The sequence below is a fragment of the Pseudomonas sp. LS_2 genome, from assembly GCF_042709235.1.
Classification (GTDB): domain Bacteria; phylum Pseudomonadota; class Gammaproteobacteria; order Pseudomonadales; family Pseudomonadaceae; genus Aquipseudomonas.
The window spans coordinates 1-15,442 of sequence record NZ_JAVAYC010000050.1; the positions used below are offsets into that span (position 1 = coordinate 1).

Below are 15,442 nucleotides of genomic sequence, written 5' to 3' on the forward strand. Positions count from 1 at the left end.
TTTTTCTTTAGCCACGACAGTGAACCTCTTGCCTAAAGGGGATTAGCCTTGTTTTTTAACGAGTGCTTCGACGATGTTCGACGGAGCTTCGGCGTATTTGGAGAATTCCATGGAGTAGCTTGCGCGACCCTGAGACATGGAACGAACGTCGGTTGCGTAACCGAACATCTCTCCGAGCGGAACTTCAGCACGGACGACGCGGCCGGAGACCGACTCATCCATACCCTGGACCAGACCACGACGACGGTTCAGGTCACCCATCACGTCACCCAGGTAGTCTTCCGGGGTTACAACTTCGACTTTCATGATCGGCTCGAGGACCACGCCACCGCCCTTCTGGGCCAGTTGCTTGGTTGCCATCGAAGCAGCGATCTTGAACGCCATTTCGTTGGAGTCGACGTCGTGGTACGAACCGTCGAATACCGCAGCCTTCAGGCCGATCAGCGGATAGCCGGCAACAACGCCGTTCTTCATCTGCTCTTCGATACCCTTCTGGATCGCAGGGATGTATTCCTTCGGAATCACACCACCAACGACTTCGTTGGAGAACACCAGACCTTCGGTGATGTTGCCCTTGTCGTCCTGGTCCGGCTCCGAGAAGCGGATCCAGCAGTGACCGAACTGACCACGGCCACCCGACTGACGAACGAACTTGCCTTCGATCTCGACGTTGGACTTGGTGATCTTCTCGCGGTACGAAACCTGCGGCTTGCCGATGTTGGCCTCGACGTTGAACTCGCGCTTCATGCGGTCAACGAGGATGTCCAGGTGCAGCTCACCCATACCGGAGATGATGGTCTGGCCGGTTTCTTCGTCGGTCTTGACGCGGAACGACGGGTCTTCCTGGGCCAGCTTGCCCAGTGCGATACCCATCTTCTCCTGGTCAGCCTTGGTTTTCGGCTCTACGGAGAGCGAAATTACCGGCTCAGGGAAGTCCATACGCTCGAGGATGATCGGCTTGTCGGCGTTGCACAGGGTGTCACCCGTGGTGACGTCCTTCATGCCGATCAGAGCAGCGATGTCGCCTGCACGTACTTCCTTGATCTCTTCACGCTGGTTGGCGTGCATTTGCACCATACGACCAACACGTTCTTTCTTGCCCTTGACCGAGTTGATGACGGAGTCACCGGAGGTCAGGAAGCCCGAGTAAACGCGGACGAAGGTCAGAGTACCAACGAACGGGTCGGTGGCGATCTTGAATGCCAGCGCCGAGAACGGCTCGCTGTCGTCAGCGTGACGCTCGTCGAACTGCTCAGGCTTGACTTCGTCCTTCGGCACGTCGATCAGGTCAGGGTGGATACCCTTGATCGCCGGGATCTCGGTCGGAGCTGGCAGGAAGTCGATGACGGCATCGAGAACCAGGGGAACGCCCTTGTTCTTGAACGAGGAACCGCAGACAGCAGGAACGATTTCGCTCGCCAGCGTACGGGCACGCAGACCGGCCTTGATGTCTTCGACGGACAGGTCACCTTCTTCAAGGTACTTGTTCATCAGCTCTTCGCTGGCTTCGGCGGCGGCTTCAACCATGTTGTTGCGCCATTCGTTAGCCAGCTCAACCAGATCGGCCGGAATTTCTTCCTCGCGATAGGTAGTGCCCTTGTCGTCTTCGTTCCAGTAGATGGCTTTCATCTTGATCAGGTCAACCTGACCCTGGAAGTCATCTTCTGCACCGATGGCCAGCTGGACAGGAACCGGGGTGTGACCCAGGCGGTTCTTGATCTGACCGACAACGCGCAGGAAGTTGGCACCGGCACGGTCCATCTTGTTCACGTAGACAACACGTGGAACGCCGTACTTGTTGGCTTGACGCCATACGGTTTCGGACTGCGGCTCAACACCGGAGGTACCGCAGAATACAACGACCGCGCCGTCGAGTACGCGCAGCGAACGCTCTACTTCAATGGTGAAGTCAACGTGACCGGGGGTATCGATGACGTTTACGCGGTAGTTGTCGTACTGACCACGGGAACCTTTCCAGAAGGTAGTAACAGCAGCGGAGGTAATGGTGATACCGCGCTCCTGCTCCTGAACCATCCAGTCGGTGGTCGCGGCGCCGTCGTGCACCTCGCCCATCTTGTGGCTCAGGCCTGTGTAGAACAGGATCCGCTCGGTAGTGGTGGTCTTGCCCGCGTCAACGTGGGCACAGATACCGATGTTACGGTAGCGGTTAATTGCTGTAGTACGAGCCATAAAGCCCTCGCAAAAAGATTGATGCTTGAATTAGAAGCGGTAGTGCGAGAACGCCTTGTTGGCTTCGGCCATACGGTGCACGTCTTCACGCTTCTTGACTGCAGCACCCTTGCCTTCAGCAGCATCCAGCAGCTCGCCAGCCAGGCGCAGGGCCATGGACTTCTCGCCACGCTTGCGGGCGTAGTCTACGAGCCAGCGCATTGCCAGCGCATTACGACGGGAAGGACGAACTTCAACCGGAACCTGGTAAGTGGCACCGCCGACACGGCGGGACTTTACTTCGACCAGCGGAGCGATGGCGTCGAGAGCTTTCTCGAAGATTTCCAGGGGGTCGCTGTTCTTGCGTGCTTTGACGGTATCCAGGGCACCGTAAACGATGCGCTCGGCTACGGCCTTCTTGCCGCTTTCCATCACGTGGTTCATGAACTTGGCGAGGATCTGGGATCCGTACTTCGGATCGTCCAGGATCTCACGTTTTGCTGCTACACGACGTCTTGGCATGATAAGCCCTCAAACGGTCTTCAGGTTAGCCCGGGACGCGGGTCTTCGACCCCTGCCCGACCTTACTCTTATCGACTCAAAAAAATGGATGTCTGCAAACGACCGATTACTTCGGACGCTTGGTACCGTATTTCGAACGACCCTGGTTACGGCCTTTGACGCCCGAAGTATCCAGAGAGCCGCGAACGGTGTGGTAACGAACACCTGGCAAGTCTTTTACACGGCCGCCACGAATCAGGACGACGCTGTGCTCTTGCAGGTTGTGGCCTTCACCACCGATGTACGAGGAAACCTCGAAACCGTTGGTCAGACGCACACGGCATACTTTACGCAGTGCCGAGTTAGGTTTTTTCGGCGTGGTGGTGTACACACGGGTGCACACGCCACGACGCTGCGGGCAGTTCTGCAGCGCAGGTACGTCGGATTTCTCGACGGTACGCTTGCGCGGCTGACGTACCAGCTGGTTGATAGTTGCCATCTACTAGCTCCACTGATTGTCTTGCGACGCTATTGTCTTGCAAGAAAGCCAAAAATTGGCGAGACGGAGCCTCACCAAATTTAAGGGTACAAAAGTCTAAAGAGGATCTTGCACCCAGTCAAGACAAGGCCCCGGCCCTTCCCCTCCGATCATCGGCAACAATTCATGCTACCCACGCTCGGGAGGAAGGGGCCGGGGCCCCACCTCTACTTAGTTACCGCTGGAGTTCAGCGCTTCGGTCAGTGCGGCTTCCACCTCACTGGCGCTCACACGCAGCGGTTTGTCGGCATCACGGCGACGCTTGCGCTCGCTGTGGTAGGCCAGACCGGTACCCGCCGGGATCAGACGACCCACGACCACGTTCTCCTTCAGGCCGCGCAGGTAATCGCGCTTGCCGGTTACCGCCGCCTCGGTCAGTACGCGGGTGGTTTCCTGGAAGGAAGCCGCGGAGATGAACGACTCGGTCGACAGCGACGCCTTGGTGATACCCAACAGTACGCGGGTGAACTTCGAGACGAACTTGTCCTCGGCGGCGAGACGCTCGTTCTCGACCAATACCTGGGTCAGTTCCATCTGGTCGCCCTTGATGAAGCTGGAATCGCCCGACTCGGAGATCTCGACCTTACGCAGCATCTGACGCAGGATGGTCTCGATGTGCTTGTCGTTGATCTTCACGCCTTGCAGACGGTAAACGTCCTGGATCTCGTTGACGATGTACTTCGCCAGCGCGCTCACACCCAGCAGACGCAGGATGTCGTGCGGATCGCTCGGGCCGTCGGAGATAACTTCGCCGCGGTTGACCTGTTCGCCTTCGAAGACGTTCAGGTGGCGCCACTTCGGAATCAGCTCTTCGTACGGATCGCTACCATCGTTCGGGGTAATGACCAGGCGGCGCTTGCCCTTGGTTTCCTTGCCGAAGGCGATGGTGCCGCTGACTTCTGCCAGGATCGACGCTTCTTTCGGGCGACGAGCTTCGAACAGGTCGGCAACACGCGGCAGACCACCGGTGATGTCGCGGGTCTTCGAAGTTTCCTGCGGGATACGCGCGATAACGTCACCAACGCCGATCTGCGCACCGTCCGCAACACCGACGAGGGCGTTTGCCGGCAGGAAGTACTGGGCAGGTACGTCGGTACCTGGCAGGTACAGATCCTTGCCGTTGGCATCGACCATCTTGATCGCCGGGCGGATTTCCTTGCCTGCAGCCGGACGGTCTTTGACGTCCATCACTTCAATGTTGGTCAGGCCGGTCAGCTCGTCGGTCTGGCGCTTGATGGTGATGTTTTCTTCCATGCCCACGAAGGTCACGGTACCTTTCAGCTCGGTCACGATCGGGTGGGTGTGCGGGTCCCACTTGGCGACGATGGCGCCAGCTTCGACCTTCTCACCTTCCTTGACCGAAATGACCGCACCGTATGGCAGCTTGTAACGCTCGCGCTCACGACCGAATTCGTCAGCAATCGCCAGCTCACCGGAACGCGACACTGCGACCAGGTTGCCGTCGGCACGCTCGACCTGCTTGAGGTTGTGCAGACGAACCATGCCGCCGTTCTTCACCTGGACGCTGTCAGCAGCCGAAGTACGGCTTGCAGCACCACCGATGTGGAACGTACGCATGGTCAGCTGGGTACCCGGCTCACCGATGGACTGAGCAGCGATAACGCCGACCGCTTCACCGATGTTCACCTGGTGACCGCGAGCCAGGTCGCGACCGTAGCACTTGGCGCAGATGCCATAGCGGGTTTCGCAGCTGATCGGCGAACGCACGACCACTTCGTCGATGCTGTTCAGCTCGATGAACTCGACCCACTGCTCGTCGACCAGGGTGCCGGCCGGAACGATCACGTCGTCGGTGCCAGGCTTGAATACGTCACGGGCGATCACTCGACCCAGTACGCGCTCACCCAGCGGCTCGACCACATCACCGCCTTCGATGTGCGGAGTCATGAACAGACCCTGGTCGGTGCCGCAGTCGATCTCGGTCACTACCAGGTCCTGGGCCACGTCGACCAAACGACGGGTCAGGTAACCGGAGTTCGCGGTCTTCAGTGCGGTATCCGCCAGACCTTTACGAGCACCGTGGGTCGAGATGAAGTACTGGAGTACGCTCAGGCCTTCACGGAAGTTCGCGGTGATCGGCGTCTCGATGATCGAGCCGTCCGGCTTGGCCATCAGGCCACGCATACCCGCCAGCTGACGGATCTGGGCGGCGGAACCCCGCGCACCGGAGTCAGCCATCATGTACATGGAGTTGAAGGACTCCTGCTCGACTTCCTTGCCCTCACGGTCGATGACCTTCTCTTTCGAGAGGTTGGCCATCATCGCCTTGGACACTTCGTCGTTCGCCTTCGACCACAAGTCGATGACCTTGTTGTACTTCTCGCCCTGGGTAACCAGGCCCGAGGCGTACTGGCTCTCGATCTCTTTCACTTCATCGGTAGCGGTACCGATGATGCGCGCCTTCTCATCCGGGATGACGAAGTCGTTCACACCGATCGACACACCCGAAATGGTCGAGTAGGCGAAACCGGTATACATCAGTTGGTCAGCAAAGATGACGGTTTCCTTCAGACCCACCACGCGATAGCACTGGTTGATCAGCTTGGAAATGGCCTTCTTCTTCATCGACTGGTTGACGACGTCGAACGGCAGGCCGGCTGGCACTACCTGGAACAGCAGCGCACGACCGACGGTGGTGTCGACGATACGGGTGTTCTTGGTGATGCTGCCATCACGATCCTTCACGGTTTCGTTGATACGAACCTTGATCTTCGCGTGCAGGGCGGCTTCGCCAGCGCGGAAGACGCGGTCGACTTCCTGCAGGTCGGCGAATACGCGGCCTTCACCCTTGGCGTTGATGGCTTCGCGGGTCATGTAGTACAGACCCAGTACAACGTCCTGCGACGGAACGATGATTGGCTCACCGTTGGCTGGCGACAGGATGTTGTTGGTCGACATCATCAGCGCACGCGCTTCGAGCTGAGCCTCGAGGGTCAGCGGCACGTGAACGGCCATCTGGTCACCGTCGAAGTCGGCGTTGTAGGCAGCACAGACCAGCGGGTGCAGCTGGATTGCCTTGCCTTCGATCAGTACCGGCTCGAACGCCTGGATACCCAGGCGGTGCAGAGTCGGTGCACGGTTCAGCAGTACGGGGTGTTCGCGGATGACTTCGGCGAGAACGTCCCACACCTCTGGCAACTCGCGCTCGACCATCTTCTTGGCGGCCTTGATGGTGGTCGCCAGACCACGCATTTCCAGCTTGCCGAAAATGAACGGCTTGAACAGCTCGAGGGCCATCTTCTTCGGCAGACCGCACTGGTGCAGACGCAGGGTCGGGCCTACGGTAATTACCGAACGGCCGGAATAGTCTACGCGCTTACCGAGCAAGTTCTGACGGAAGCGACCTTGCTTACCCTTGATCATGTCGGCCAGGGACTTCAGCGGACGCTTGTTCGAGCCGGTGATGGCGCGACCGCGACGGCCGTTGTCCAGCAGGGCGTCGACCGCTTCCTGCAGCATGCGCTTTTCGTTGCGCACGATGATGTCCGGGGCCGACAGGTCGAGCAGGCGCTTCAGACGGTTGTTACGGTTGATCACCCGACGATACAGGTCGTTCAGGTCGGAGGTCGCGAAGCGGCCACCATCCAGCGGAACCAGCGGACGCAGGTCCGGCGGCAGCACTGGCAGGACGGTCAGGACCATCCACTCAGGCAGGTTGCCCGAGCCCTGGAAAGCTTCCATCAGCTTCAGGCGCTTGGACAGCTTCTTGATCTTGGTTTCCGAGTTGGTCTGCGGAATCTCTTCGCGCAGACGGCCGATCTCGTGCTCTAGGTCGATAGCGTGCAGCAGCTCGCGAACGGCCTCGGCACCCATGCGGGCGTCGAAGTCATCACCGAACTCTTCCAGCGCTTCGAAGTACTGCTCGTCATTCAGCAGCTGGCCCTTTTCCAGGGTGGTCATGCCCGGATCGATAACGACATAGCTCTCGAAGTAGAGCACGCGCTCGATATCACGCAGGGTCATGTCCATCAGCAGGCCGATACGGGACGGCAGCGACTTCAGGAACCAGATATGGGCAACCGGCGAGGCCAGCTCGATGTGCGCCATGCGCTCACGACGAACCTTGGCCAGGGCAACTTCAACGCCGCACTTCTCGCAGATCACACCACGGTGCTTGAGGCGCTTGTACTTGCCGCACAGGCACTCGTAGTCCTTGACTGGGCCAAAGATTTTGGCGCAGAACAAGCCGTCACGCTCAGGCTTGAACGTACGGTAGTTGATGGTTTCCGGCTTCTTAACTTCACCGAACGACCACGAACGGATCATTTCAGGCGACGCCAGACCGATGCGGATGGCGTCGAACTCTTCGACTTGACCCTGGTTTTTCAGCAAATTCAGTAGGTCTTTCAAGGCCTTTCCTCCTGGCGGAGCAGGGAGCGGGCGTTATCCGCCCCACTCCCCTTCGCGTCACGTGTTATTCGGTTTCCAGATCGATATCGATACCGAGCGAACGGATCTCTTTGATCAACACGTTGAAGGACTCGGGCATGCCCGGCTCCATACGGTGATCGCCATCCACGATGTTCTTGTACATCTTGGTACGGCCGTTCACGTCGTCCGACTTCACTGTGAGCATTTCTTGCAGGGTGTATGCCGCGCCGTATGCTTCCAGCGCCCACACTTCCATCTCCCCGAAACGCTGACCACCGAACTGCGCCTTACCACCCAGCGGCTGCTGGGTAACCAGGCTATAGGAACCAGTGGAACGCGCGTGCATCTTGTCGTCCACCAAGTGGTTCAGCTTGAGCATGTACATGTAACCCACGGTCACAGGACGCTCGAACTTGTTGCCGGTACGGCCGTCGAACAGCACCATCTGGCCGCTTTCTGGCATGTCTGCCAGTTTCAGCATGGCCTTGATCTCACGCTCCTTGGCACCATCGAAGACTGGGGTCGCCATTGGCACGCCTTTCTTCAGGTTGTTCGCCAAAGCGATGATTTCTTCGTCGCTGAACGACTCCAGGTTTTCCTGGCGGCCACCGATCTCGTTGTAGATCTCGGTCAGGAAGGTACGCAGTTCTGCGGCCTTGCGCTGCTCTTCGATCATGCGGTCGATCTTCTCGCCCAGGCCCTTGGCTGCGAGGCCCAGGTGGGTTTCGAGGATCTGCCCGACGTTCATACGCGAAGGTACGCCCAACGGGTTCAGTACCACGTCGACCGGAGTACCGTTGGCGTCGTGCGGCATGTCTTCTACCGGCATGATCACCGAGACCACACCTTTGTTACCGTGACGACCGGCCATCTTGTCGCCCGGCTGGATGCGACGACGGATTGCCAGGTAGACCTTGACGATCTTCAGTACGCCCGGTGCCAGGTCATCGCCCTGCTGCAGCTTGCGCTTCTTGTCTTCGAACTTGTCGTCCAGCAGACGGCGGCGATCGACGATGTACTGCTGAGCCTTTTCCAGCTGCTCGTTCAGTGCATCTTCGGCCATGCGCAGTTTGAACCACTGGCCGTGCTCCAGACCGTCCAGCACTTCGTCGCTGACCACGGTGCCTTTCTTCAGGCCCGCGCCACCGTCGACCACTTGGCCGTTAAGGGCTGCACGCAGACGCTCGAAGGTCGCGCCTTCGACGATGCGGAACTCTTCGTTGAGGTCCTTGCGGATCTCGTCCAGTTGCATCTTCTCGATGGCCAGGGCACGGCTGTCGCGCTCGACACCATCACGGGTGAAGACCTGTACGTCGATGACGGTACCCTTGGTGCCGGTTGGCACGCGCAGGGAGGTGTCTTTGACGTCGCTGGCCTTCTCACCGAAGATCGCGCGCAGCAGTTTCTCTTCCGGAGTCAGTTGAGTCTCGCCTTTCGGAGTGACCTTGCCGACCAGGATGTCACCCGCGCCAACCTCGGCACCCACGTAGACGATACCGGCTTCGTCCAGCTTGTTCAGTGCAGCCTCACCCACGTTCGGGATGTCCGCAGTGATTTCCTCTGGGCCGAGCTTGGTGTCACGGGCCACACAGGTCAGTTCCTGGATGTGGATCGTGGTGAAGCGATCTTCCTGGACCACACGCTCGGACAGGCAGATGGAGTCTTCGAAGTTGAAGCCGTTCCACGCCATGAACGCGATGCGCATGTTCTGGCCCAGCGCCAGTTCACCCATGTCGGTGGACGGGCCGTCAGCCATGATGTCGCCACGCGCGACCACGTCACCCTTGCTCACCAGCGGACGCTGGTTGATGCAGGTGTTCTGGTTCGAACGGGTGTACTTGGTCAGGTTGTAGATATCTACACCTGCCTCGCCGGTTTCCACCTCGTCGTCGGCAACGCGAACGACGATACGGCTGGCGTCGACCGAGTCGATCACACCACCGCGGCGAGCAACCACGCAGACACCGGAGTCACGGGCAACGTTGCGCTCCATGCCGGTACCTACCAGCGGCTTGTCGGCGCGCAGGGTCGGGACAGCCTGACGCTGCATGTTCGAACCCATCAACGCACGGTTGGCGTCGTCGTGCTCGAGGAACGGAATCAGCGACGCGGCGACCGAGACAACCTGCTTCGGCGAAACGTCCATCAGGGTGACGTCTTCCGGCGCCTTGACGGTGAATTCGTTCAGGTGACGAACCGCTACCAGTTCATCGATCAGTTGCTTCTTCTCGTTCATCGCGGCCGAAGCCTGGGCGATAACGTGATCAGCTTCCTCGATGGCCGACAGGAACACGATGTCGTCGCTGACCACACCCTCTTTCACCACGCGGTACGGGCTTTCCAGGAAGCCGTACTGGTTGGTGCGGGCATAGGCAGCCAAGGAGTTGATCAGACCGATGTTCGGACCTTCAGGGGTCTCGATCGGGCACACACGGCCGTAGTGGGTCGGGTGTACGTCACGGACTTCGAAGCCGGCACGCTCACGGGTCAGACCGCCAGGGCCGAGTGCAGAGACACGACGCTTGTGGGTGATCTCGGAAAGCGGGTTGTTCTGGTCCATGAACTGCGAAAGCTGGCTGGAACCGAAGAACTCCTTCACCGCCGCCGCAACCGGCTTGGCGTTGATCAGGTCCTGCGGCATAAGGCCTTCGCTTTCGGCCATCGACAGACGTTCCTTGACCGCGCGCTCAACACGCACCAGGCCAACACGGAACTGGTTCTCGGCCATCTCGCCGACGCAACGCACGCGACGGTTACCCAGGTGGTCGATGTCGTCGACGATGCCCTTGCCGTTACGGATGTCGACCAGGGTCTTCAGTACATCGACGATATCTTCCTTGCTCAGCACGCCCGAACCTTCGATCTCGGTACGACCGATACGACGGTTGAACTTCATGCGGCCAACGGCGGACAGGTCGTAACGCTCGGCGCTGAAGAACAGGTTGTTGAACAGGGTCTCGGCGGCATCCTTGGTCGGTGGCTCGCCAGGACGCATCATGCGATAGATTTCGACCAAGGCTTCCAGCTGGTTGCTGGTAGTGTCGATCTTCAGGGTATCGGCGATGAACGGACCGCAATCGATATCGTTGGTGTACAGGGTCTCGATGCGCACGACCTGAGCCTTGGCGACCTTGATCAGCAGGTCGGTGGTCAGCTCGGTGTTGCACTCGGCCAGGATCTCGCCGGTGGCCGGGTGCACGATGGCCTTGGCAGTGGTGCGGCCGATCACGTACTCCATCGGAACGTCCAGCTGCTTGACGCCAGCTTTCTCGATCTGGTTGACGTGACGCGCAGTGATACGACGACCCTGCTCGACGATGACCTTGCCGGACTCGTCGGTGATGTCCATGACCGCAACTTCGCCACGCAGGCGCTGGGCGACCAGCTCCAGGCTCAGCTTCTCACCGGAAACGTGGAATACGTTAGTGGTGTAGAAGGTGTCCAGGATCTCTTCGGTGCTGTAGCCCAGGGCGCGCAGCAGGACGGACGCCGGCAGCTTGCGGCGACGGTCGATACGGACGAACACGCAGTCTTTCGGGTCGAACTCGAAGTCCAACCAGGAACCGCGGTAAGGAATGATGCGAGCGGAGTACAGCAGCTTGCCGGAGCTGTGGGTCTTGCCACGATCGTGGTCGAAGAACACACCTGGCGAACGGTGCAGCTGGGAAACGATCACTCGCTCGGTACCGTTGATAACGAAGGTACCGTTCTCAGTCATCAGGGGGATTTCACCCATGTAGACTTCTTGCTCTTTGATGTCCTTGATCGCTTTGTTCGACGATTCCTTGTCGAAGATGATCAGGCGCACTTTCACCCGCAGCGGAACTGCAAAGGTCACACCACGCAGCACACATTCCTTCACATCGAAGGCGGGCTCGCCCAGGCGATAGCCTACGTACTCCAGGGCAGCATTGCCGGAGTAGCTGATGATCGGGAATACCGATTTGAAGGCCGCATGCAGACCGACGTCGCGGAACTGATCCTTGGATGCTCCCGCCTGCAGGAATTCGCGATACGAATCCAGCTGGATGGCCAGGAGGTACGGCACATCCATGACGTCCGGCAACTTGCTAAAGTCCTTGCGGATACGTTTTTTCTCAGTGTATGAGTAAGCCATCAGCGTTCCCCAGCTTGGTCACCTGCTTGTTTGGCTTCTCCCGGCGGGAGCAGCCAGAAAATCGTGCAAACCCCTTGGTTTGCGCCACCCACATGGGTGTCTTGCAGCTCGTTATCGGGGCCGACCTGATCGGCCACCAATAACGGAAAAAGGCCGGTGGCATAAGCCACCAGCCATCAGCCTTTCGCTCGACGCTTGGGCTGCAGTCGCAAAGTCGTGATTACTTCAGCACGACTTTAGCGCCAGCTTCTTCCAGCTTCTTCTTCGCGTCTTCAGCGGCTTCTTTGGTGAGGCCTTCAGCGATGACGTTGGCATCGGAAGCGGCGTCGACCTTGTCTTTGGCTTCTTTCAGGCCCAGACCGGTCAGCTCGCGAACAGCCTTGATCACGTTGACTTTCTTCTCGCCGGCTTCAACCAGAACAACGTTGAACTCGGTTTGCTCTTCAACAACGGCAGCGGCAGCAGCTGGGCCAGCGGCAACAGCAGCAGCAGCGGTAACGCCGAAGGTTTCTTCCATCGCTTTGATCAGTTCAACAATTTCCAGAACGGTTTTCTGGCCGATCGCTTCGATGATTTGCTCGTTAGTCAGAGACATGACTATGAATTCCTGTATTGGGGTGAAGGCCTACGCGGCCATCAAATTAAACGTTTGATTTCGAGAGAGACTACGCCGCCTTAGGCAGCAGCAGCTTCTTTCTGGTCGCGCAGCGCTGCCAGGGTACGGGCCAGCTTGCTGGTTGCACCTTGGATAACGCTCATCAGCTGTGCGATAGCCTCGTCGCGAGTTGGCAGGGTTGCCAGCACGTCGATCTGGTTAGCGGCAAGGAACTTGCCGTCGAACGCAGCTGCCTTGATCTCGAACTTGTCCTGACCCTTGGCGAACTCTTTGAACAGACGGGCAGCAGCGCCCGGGTGCTCGTTGGAGAAAGCGATCAGGGTAGGGCCGGTGAAGGCGTCATTGAGGACACTGAATTCAGTGTCCGCAACGGCGCGCTTGAGCAGGGTGTTACGTACGACACGTACGTATACGCCAGCTTCACGAGCCTCTTTACGGAGTCCGGTCATTGCGCCTACAGTCACACCACGGGCATCAGCCACGACAGCGGACAGAGCGACTTTGGCAGCCTCGTTGACTTCAGCGACGATGGCCTTCTTGTCTTCGAGTTTAATTGCCACGGGTTTACTCCTGGTTTTTACCGTTTCATCTGGCCGAAGCCGGATGTCGTTTTGGTGTCTGATTCGGTAACGAATCGGGAGCACCATCTGCGTAGGCTTGTCTTTTAAGGCTTGCGCCGCCTACGGTCTTGGATAGCCCCCGCCAGGCAGGGACCCCAATCTCTTGCTGTCGGCGCGACACACGTCGCGCCGACATTGTCTTACACGCTCAGCGAGCTCTGATCGATGATCAGACCTGGGCCCATGGTGGTGCTCAGGGTAACGCGCTTGACGTAGATACCTTTCGCCGAAGCCGGCTTGATACGCTTCAGATCAGCGATCAGGGCTTCAACGTTTTCCTTCAGCTTGGCGGCTTCGAAGCCAACCTTGCCAACGGAGGTGTGGATGATACCGTTCTTGTCGGTACGGTAGCGAACCTGACCAGCCTTGGCGTTTTTCACGGCAGTGGCTACGTCCGGGGTCACGGTACCGACTTTCGGGTTAGGCATCAGGCCGCGAGGACCCAGAACCTGGCCCAGCTGACCAACGACGCGCATGGCATCAGGCGATGCGATGACGACGTCATAGTTCAGGTCGCCGCCTTTCATTTCGGCAGCCAGATCGTCCATACCTACGCGGTCAGCGCCGGCAGCCAGAGCGGCTTCAGCAGCTGGACCCTGGGTGAAGACAGCAACGCGTACGGTCTTGCCAGTGCCGTGAGGCAGCACGGTAGCGCTACGAACGACCTGGTCGGATTTACGCGGGTCAACACCGAGGTTGACGGCGATGTCGTAGGACTCGACGAACTTGGCAGCAGGCAGCGAGGCCAGCAGAGTTGCCGCTTCTTCGAAGCCGTAGGCCTTGCCTGCTTCGATTTTCTCGGCGATTGCCTTTTGGCGTTTGGTCAGCTTAGCCATTACACACCCTCCACGTTCAAGCCCATGCTGCGGGCAGAGCCAGCGATGGTGCGTACAGCAGCTTCCAGGTCAGCGGCGGTCAGATCGGCCTGTTTAGCCTTGGCGATATCTTCCAGCTGAGCACGGGTGACGGTGCCGACTTTAACGGTGTTCGGACGAGCCGAACCGCTGGTCAGGCCAGCAGCTTTCTTCAGCAGAACCGAGGCAGGGGTGCTCTTGGTTTCGAAAGTGAAGCTACGGTCACTGTAGACAGTGATGATCACTGGAGTCGGCAGACCTGGCTCTTGACCCTGAGTACGGGCGTTGAAGGCCTTGCAGAATTCCATGATGTTCACACCATGTTGACCCAGTGCTGGACCAACGGGTGGGCTTGGGTTGGCCTGGCCGGCCTTTACTTGCAGCTTGATGTAAGCCTGAATCTTCTTAGCCATGAGCTACTCCAAAATCGGGTTCAAGCGCCTATTGGCTCCCCGGATGACTTGCGTTTTATCCCAGTGACGACAAAACCCCGCAGCACATAGGGCTGCGGGGTATGGGATGCTTCGTTCTGCTAGACCTTTTCGACCTGGCTGAACTCAAGCTCCACCGGAGTGGAGCGACCGAAAATGAGCACTGCAACCTGCAGGCGACTCTTCTCGTAGTTAACCTCTTCAACGCTACCATTGAAGTCCGCAAACGGGCCATCAACGACACGAACCACTTCACCCGGTTCGAACAGCGTCTTCGGCTTCGGCTTGTCACTGCCGTCGGCAACGCGACGCAGGATGGCCTCAGCCTCTTTATCAGTGATCGGCGCAGGCTTGTCTGCGGTACCACCAATGAAACCCATAACCCGAGGAGTATCCTTGACCAAGTGCCAAGTACCCTCGTTCATTTCCATCTGAACCAGGACATAGCCCGGGAAGAACTTACGCTCGCTTTTGCGCTTCTGACCATTGCGCATTTCGACGACTTCTTCGGTAGGAACCAGGATCTCACCGAACCCATCTTCCATACCTGCGAGCTTTACACGCTCGATCAGGGAGCGCATAACATGCTTCTCGTAACCCGAGTAAGCATGCACAACATACCAACGCTTAGCCACGGGACCCCCTTAGCCTACAATCAAGGAGACCAACCAACCGAGCAGGGAATCGAGCCCCCACAACAGCAACGCCATAACCAGAACCACAGCCACGACGATCAAAGTGGTCTGGGTGGTTTCTTGGCGGGTAGGCCACACGACTTTACGAATTTCGGTACGAGCTTCCTTCGCCAGCATAAAGAACGACTTACCCTTCGCAGTCTGCAGAGCAACGAAGCCTGCGACAGCAGCCAGGGCGAGCAGCGCCAGAACGCGATACAGGATAGGAGCAGCGGAGTAATACTGATTACCCACGACACCTACGACAACCAATGCTACGACAGCAAGCCACTTGAAAAGATCAAAACGCGATTCTTGGGCTTCAGTTTTGGGAGTCATCGAGGAGGATCCTGTGAGAAGAAAGCCAATCACACCGAGGTGAATGGCAGGTCAGGAGGGAATCGAACCCCCAACCTACGGTTTTGGAGACCGTCGCTCTGCCAATTGAGCTACTGACCTTTAAAGCTGTATCAGGCCGACCATTATGTCGGCCTGATCGAGATAAATCAACTACTTATTCAATAATCTTT

The 15,442-nt window shown here is 58.4% G+C and carries 12 protein-coding genes and 1 tRNA gene; all 13 read right to left on the reverse strand.

All coding sequences use genetic code 11. The features are described 5' to 3' along the window. Positions 1–42 precede the first annotated feature (42 nt). The gene (gene fusA, locus RAC97_RS24075) at positions 43–2,190 is read right to left on the reverse strand and encodes an elongation factor G (RefSeq protein ID WP_375102141.1); all 2,148 of its coding nucleotides are present in this window, start codon (positions 2,188–2,190) and stop codon (positions 43–45) included. Positions 2,191–2,220: 30 nt separating this feature from the next. Continuing rightward, complete coding sequence (gene rpsG / locus RAC97_RS24080; protein ID WP_003246741.1) at positions 2,221–2,691, reverse strand: 30S ribosomal protein S7; 471 nt, start codon at positions 2,689–2,691, stop codon at positions 2,221–2,223. A gap of 106 nt (positions 2,692–2,797) precedes the next feature. Then, the gene (gene rpsL, locus RAC97_RS24085; RefSeq protein ID WP_003257088.1) at positions 2,798–3,169 is read right to left on the reverse strand and encodes a 30S ribosomal protein S12; all 372 of its coding nucleotides are present in this window, start codon (positions 3,167–3,169) and stop codon (positions 2,798–2,800) included. Between the two features lie 210 nt (positions 3,170–3,379). Next, a complete protein-coding gene (rpoC, locus tag RAC97_RS24090; protein WP_375102140.1) occupies positions 3,380–7,579 on the reverse strand; it encodes a DNA-directed RNA polymerase subunit beta' in 4,200 nt (1,399 codons plus the stop codon). A gap of 64 nt (positions 7,580–7,643) precedes the next feature. Continuing rightward, the gene (gene rpoB, locus RAC97_RS24095; RefSeq protein ID WP_375102139.1) at positions 7,644–11,717 is read right to left on the reverse strand and encodes a DNA-directed RNA polymerase subunit beta; all 4,074 of its coding nucleotides are present in this window, start codon (positions 11,715–11,717) and stop codon (positions 7,644–7,646) included. After that, on the reverse strand, positions 11,717–11,887 hold the full coding sequence (locus RAC97_RS24100; protein WP_275637327.1) for a hypothetical protein: 171 nt from the start codon (positions 11,885–11,887) through the stop codon (positions 11,717–11,719). The genes rpoB and RAC97_RS24100 overlap by 1 nt, the downstream gene beginning before the upstream one ends. Before the next feature lie 50 nt (positions 11,888–11,937). Beyond that, a complete protein-coding gene (rplL, locus tag RAC97_RS24105) occupies positions 11,938–12,312 on the reverse strand; it encodes a 50S ribosomal protein L7/L12 (RefSeq protein WP_375102138.1) in 375 nt (124 codons plus the stop codon). A gap of 80 nt (positions 12,313–12,392) precedes the next feature. Continuing rightward, positions 12,393–12,893 carry a 50S ribosomal protein L10 gene (gene rplJ / locus RAC97_RS24110; protein ID WP_029614620.1) on the reverse strand — a complete coding sequence of 167 codons (501 nt, stop codon included), beginning with the start codon at positions 12,891–12,893 and terminating at the stop codon, positions 12,393–12,395. Positions 12,894–13,093: 200 nt separating this feature from the next. Continuing rightward, positions 13,094–13,789 carry a 50S ribosomal protein L1 gene (rplA, locus tag RAC97_RS24115; protein ID WP_375102137.1) on the reverse strand — a complete coding sequence of 232 codons (696 nt, stop codon included), beginning with the start codon at positions 13,787–13,789 and terminating at the stop codon, positions 13,094–13,096. Further along, entirely contained in the window at positions 13,789–14,220 is a 432-nt protein-coding gene (gene rplK, locus RAC97_RS24120) for a 50S ribosomal protein L11 (RefSeq protein WP_375102136.1), read from the reverse strand. The genes rplA and rplK overlap by 1 nt, the downstream gene beginning before the upstream one ends. A gap of 119 nt (positions 14,221–14,339) precedes the next feature. Next, positions 14,340–14,873 carry a transcription termination/antitermination protein NusG gene (gene nusG, locus RAC97_RS24125; RefSeq protein ID WP_043199430.1) on the reverse strand — a complete coding sequence of 178 codons (534 nt, stop codon included), beginning with the start codon at positions 14,871–14,873 and terminating at the stop codon, positions 14,340–14,342. Between the two features lie 9 nt (positions 14,874–14,882). After that, entirely contained in the window at positions 14,883–15,251 is a 369-nt protein-coding gene (secE, locus tag RAC97_RS24130) for a preprotein translocase subunit SecE (protein ID WP_375102135.1), read from the reverse strand. A gap of 44 nt (positions 15,252–15,295) precedes the next feature. Beyond that, positions 15,296–15,371, reverse strand: a tRNA-Trp gene (locus tag RAC97_RS24135). Positions 15,372–15,442: the final 71 nt, after the last annotated feature.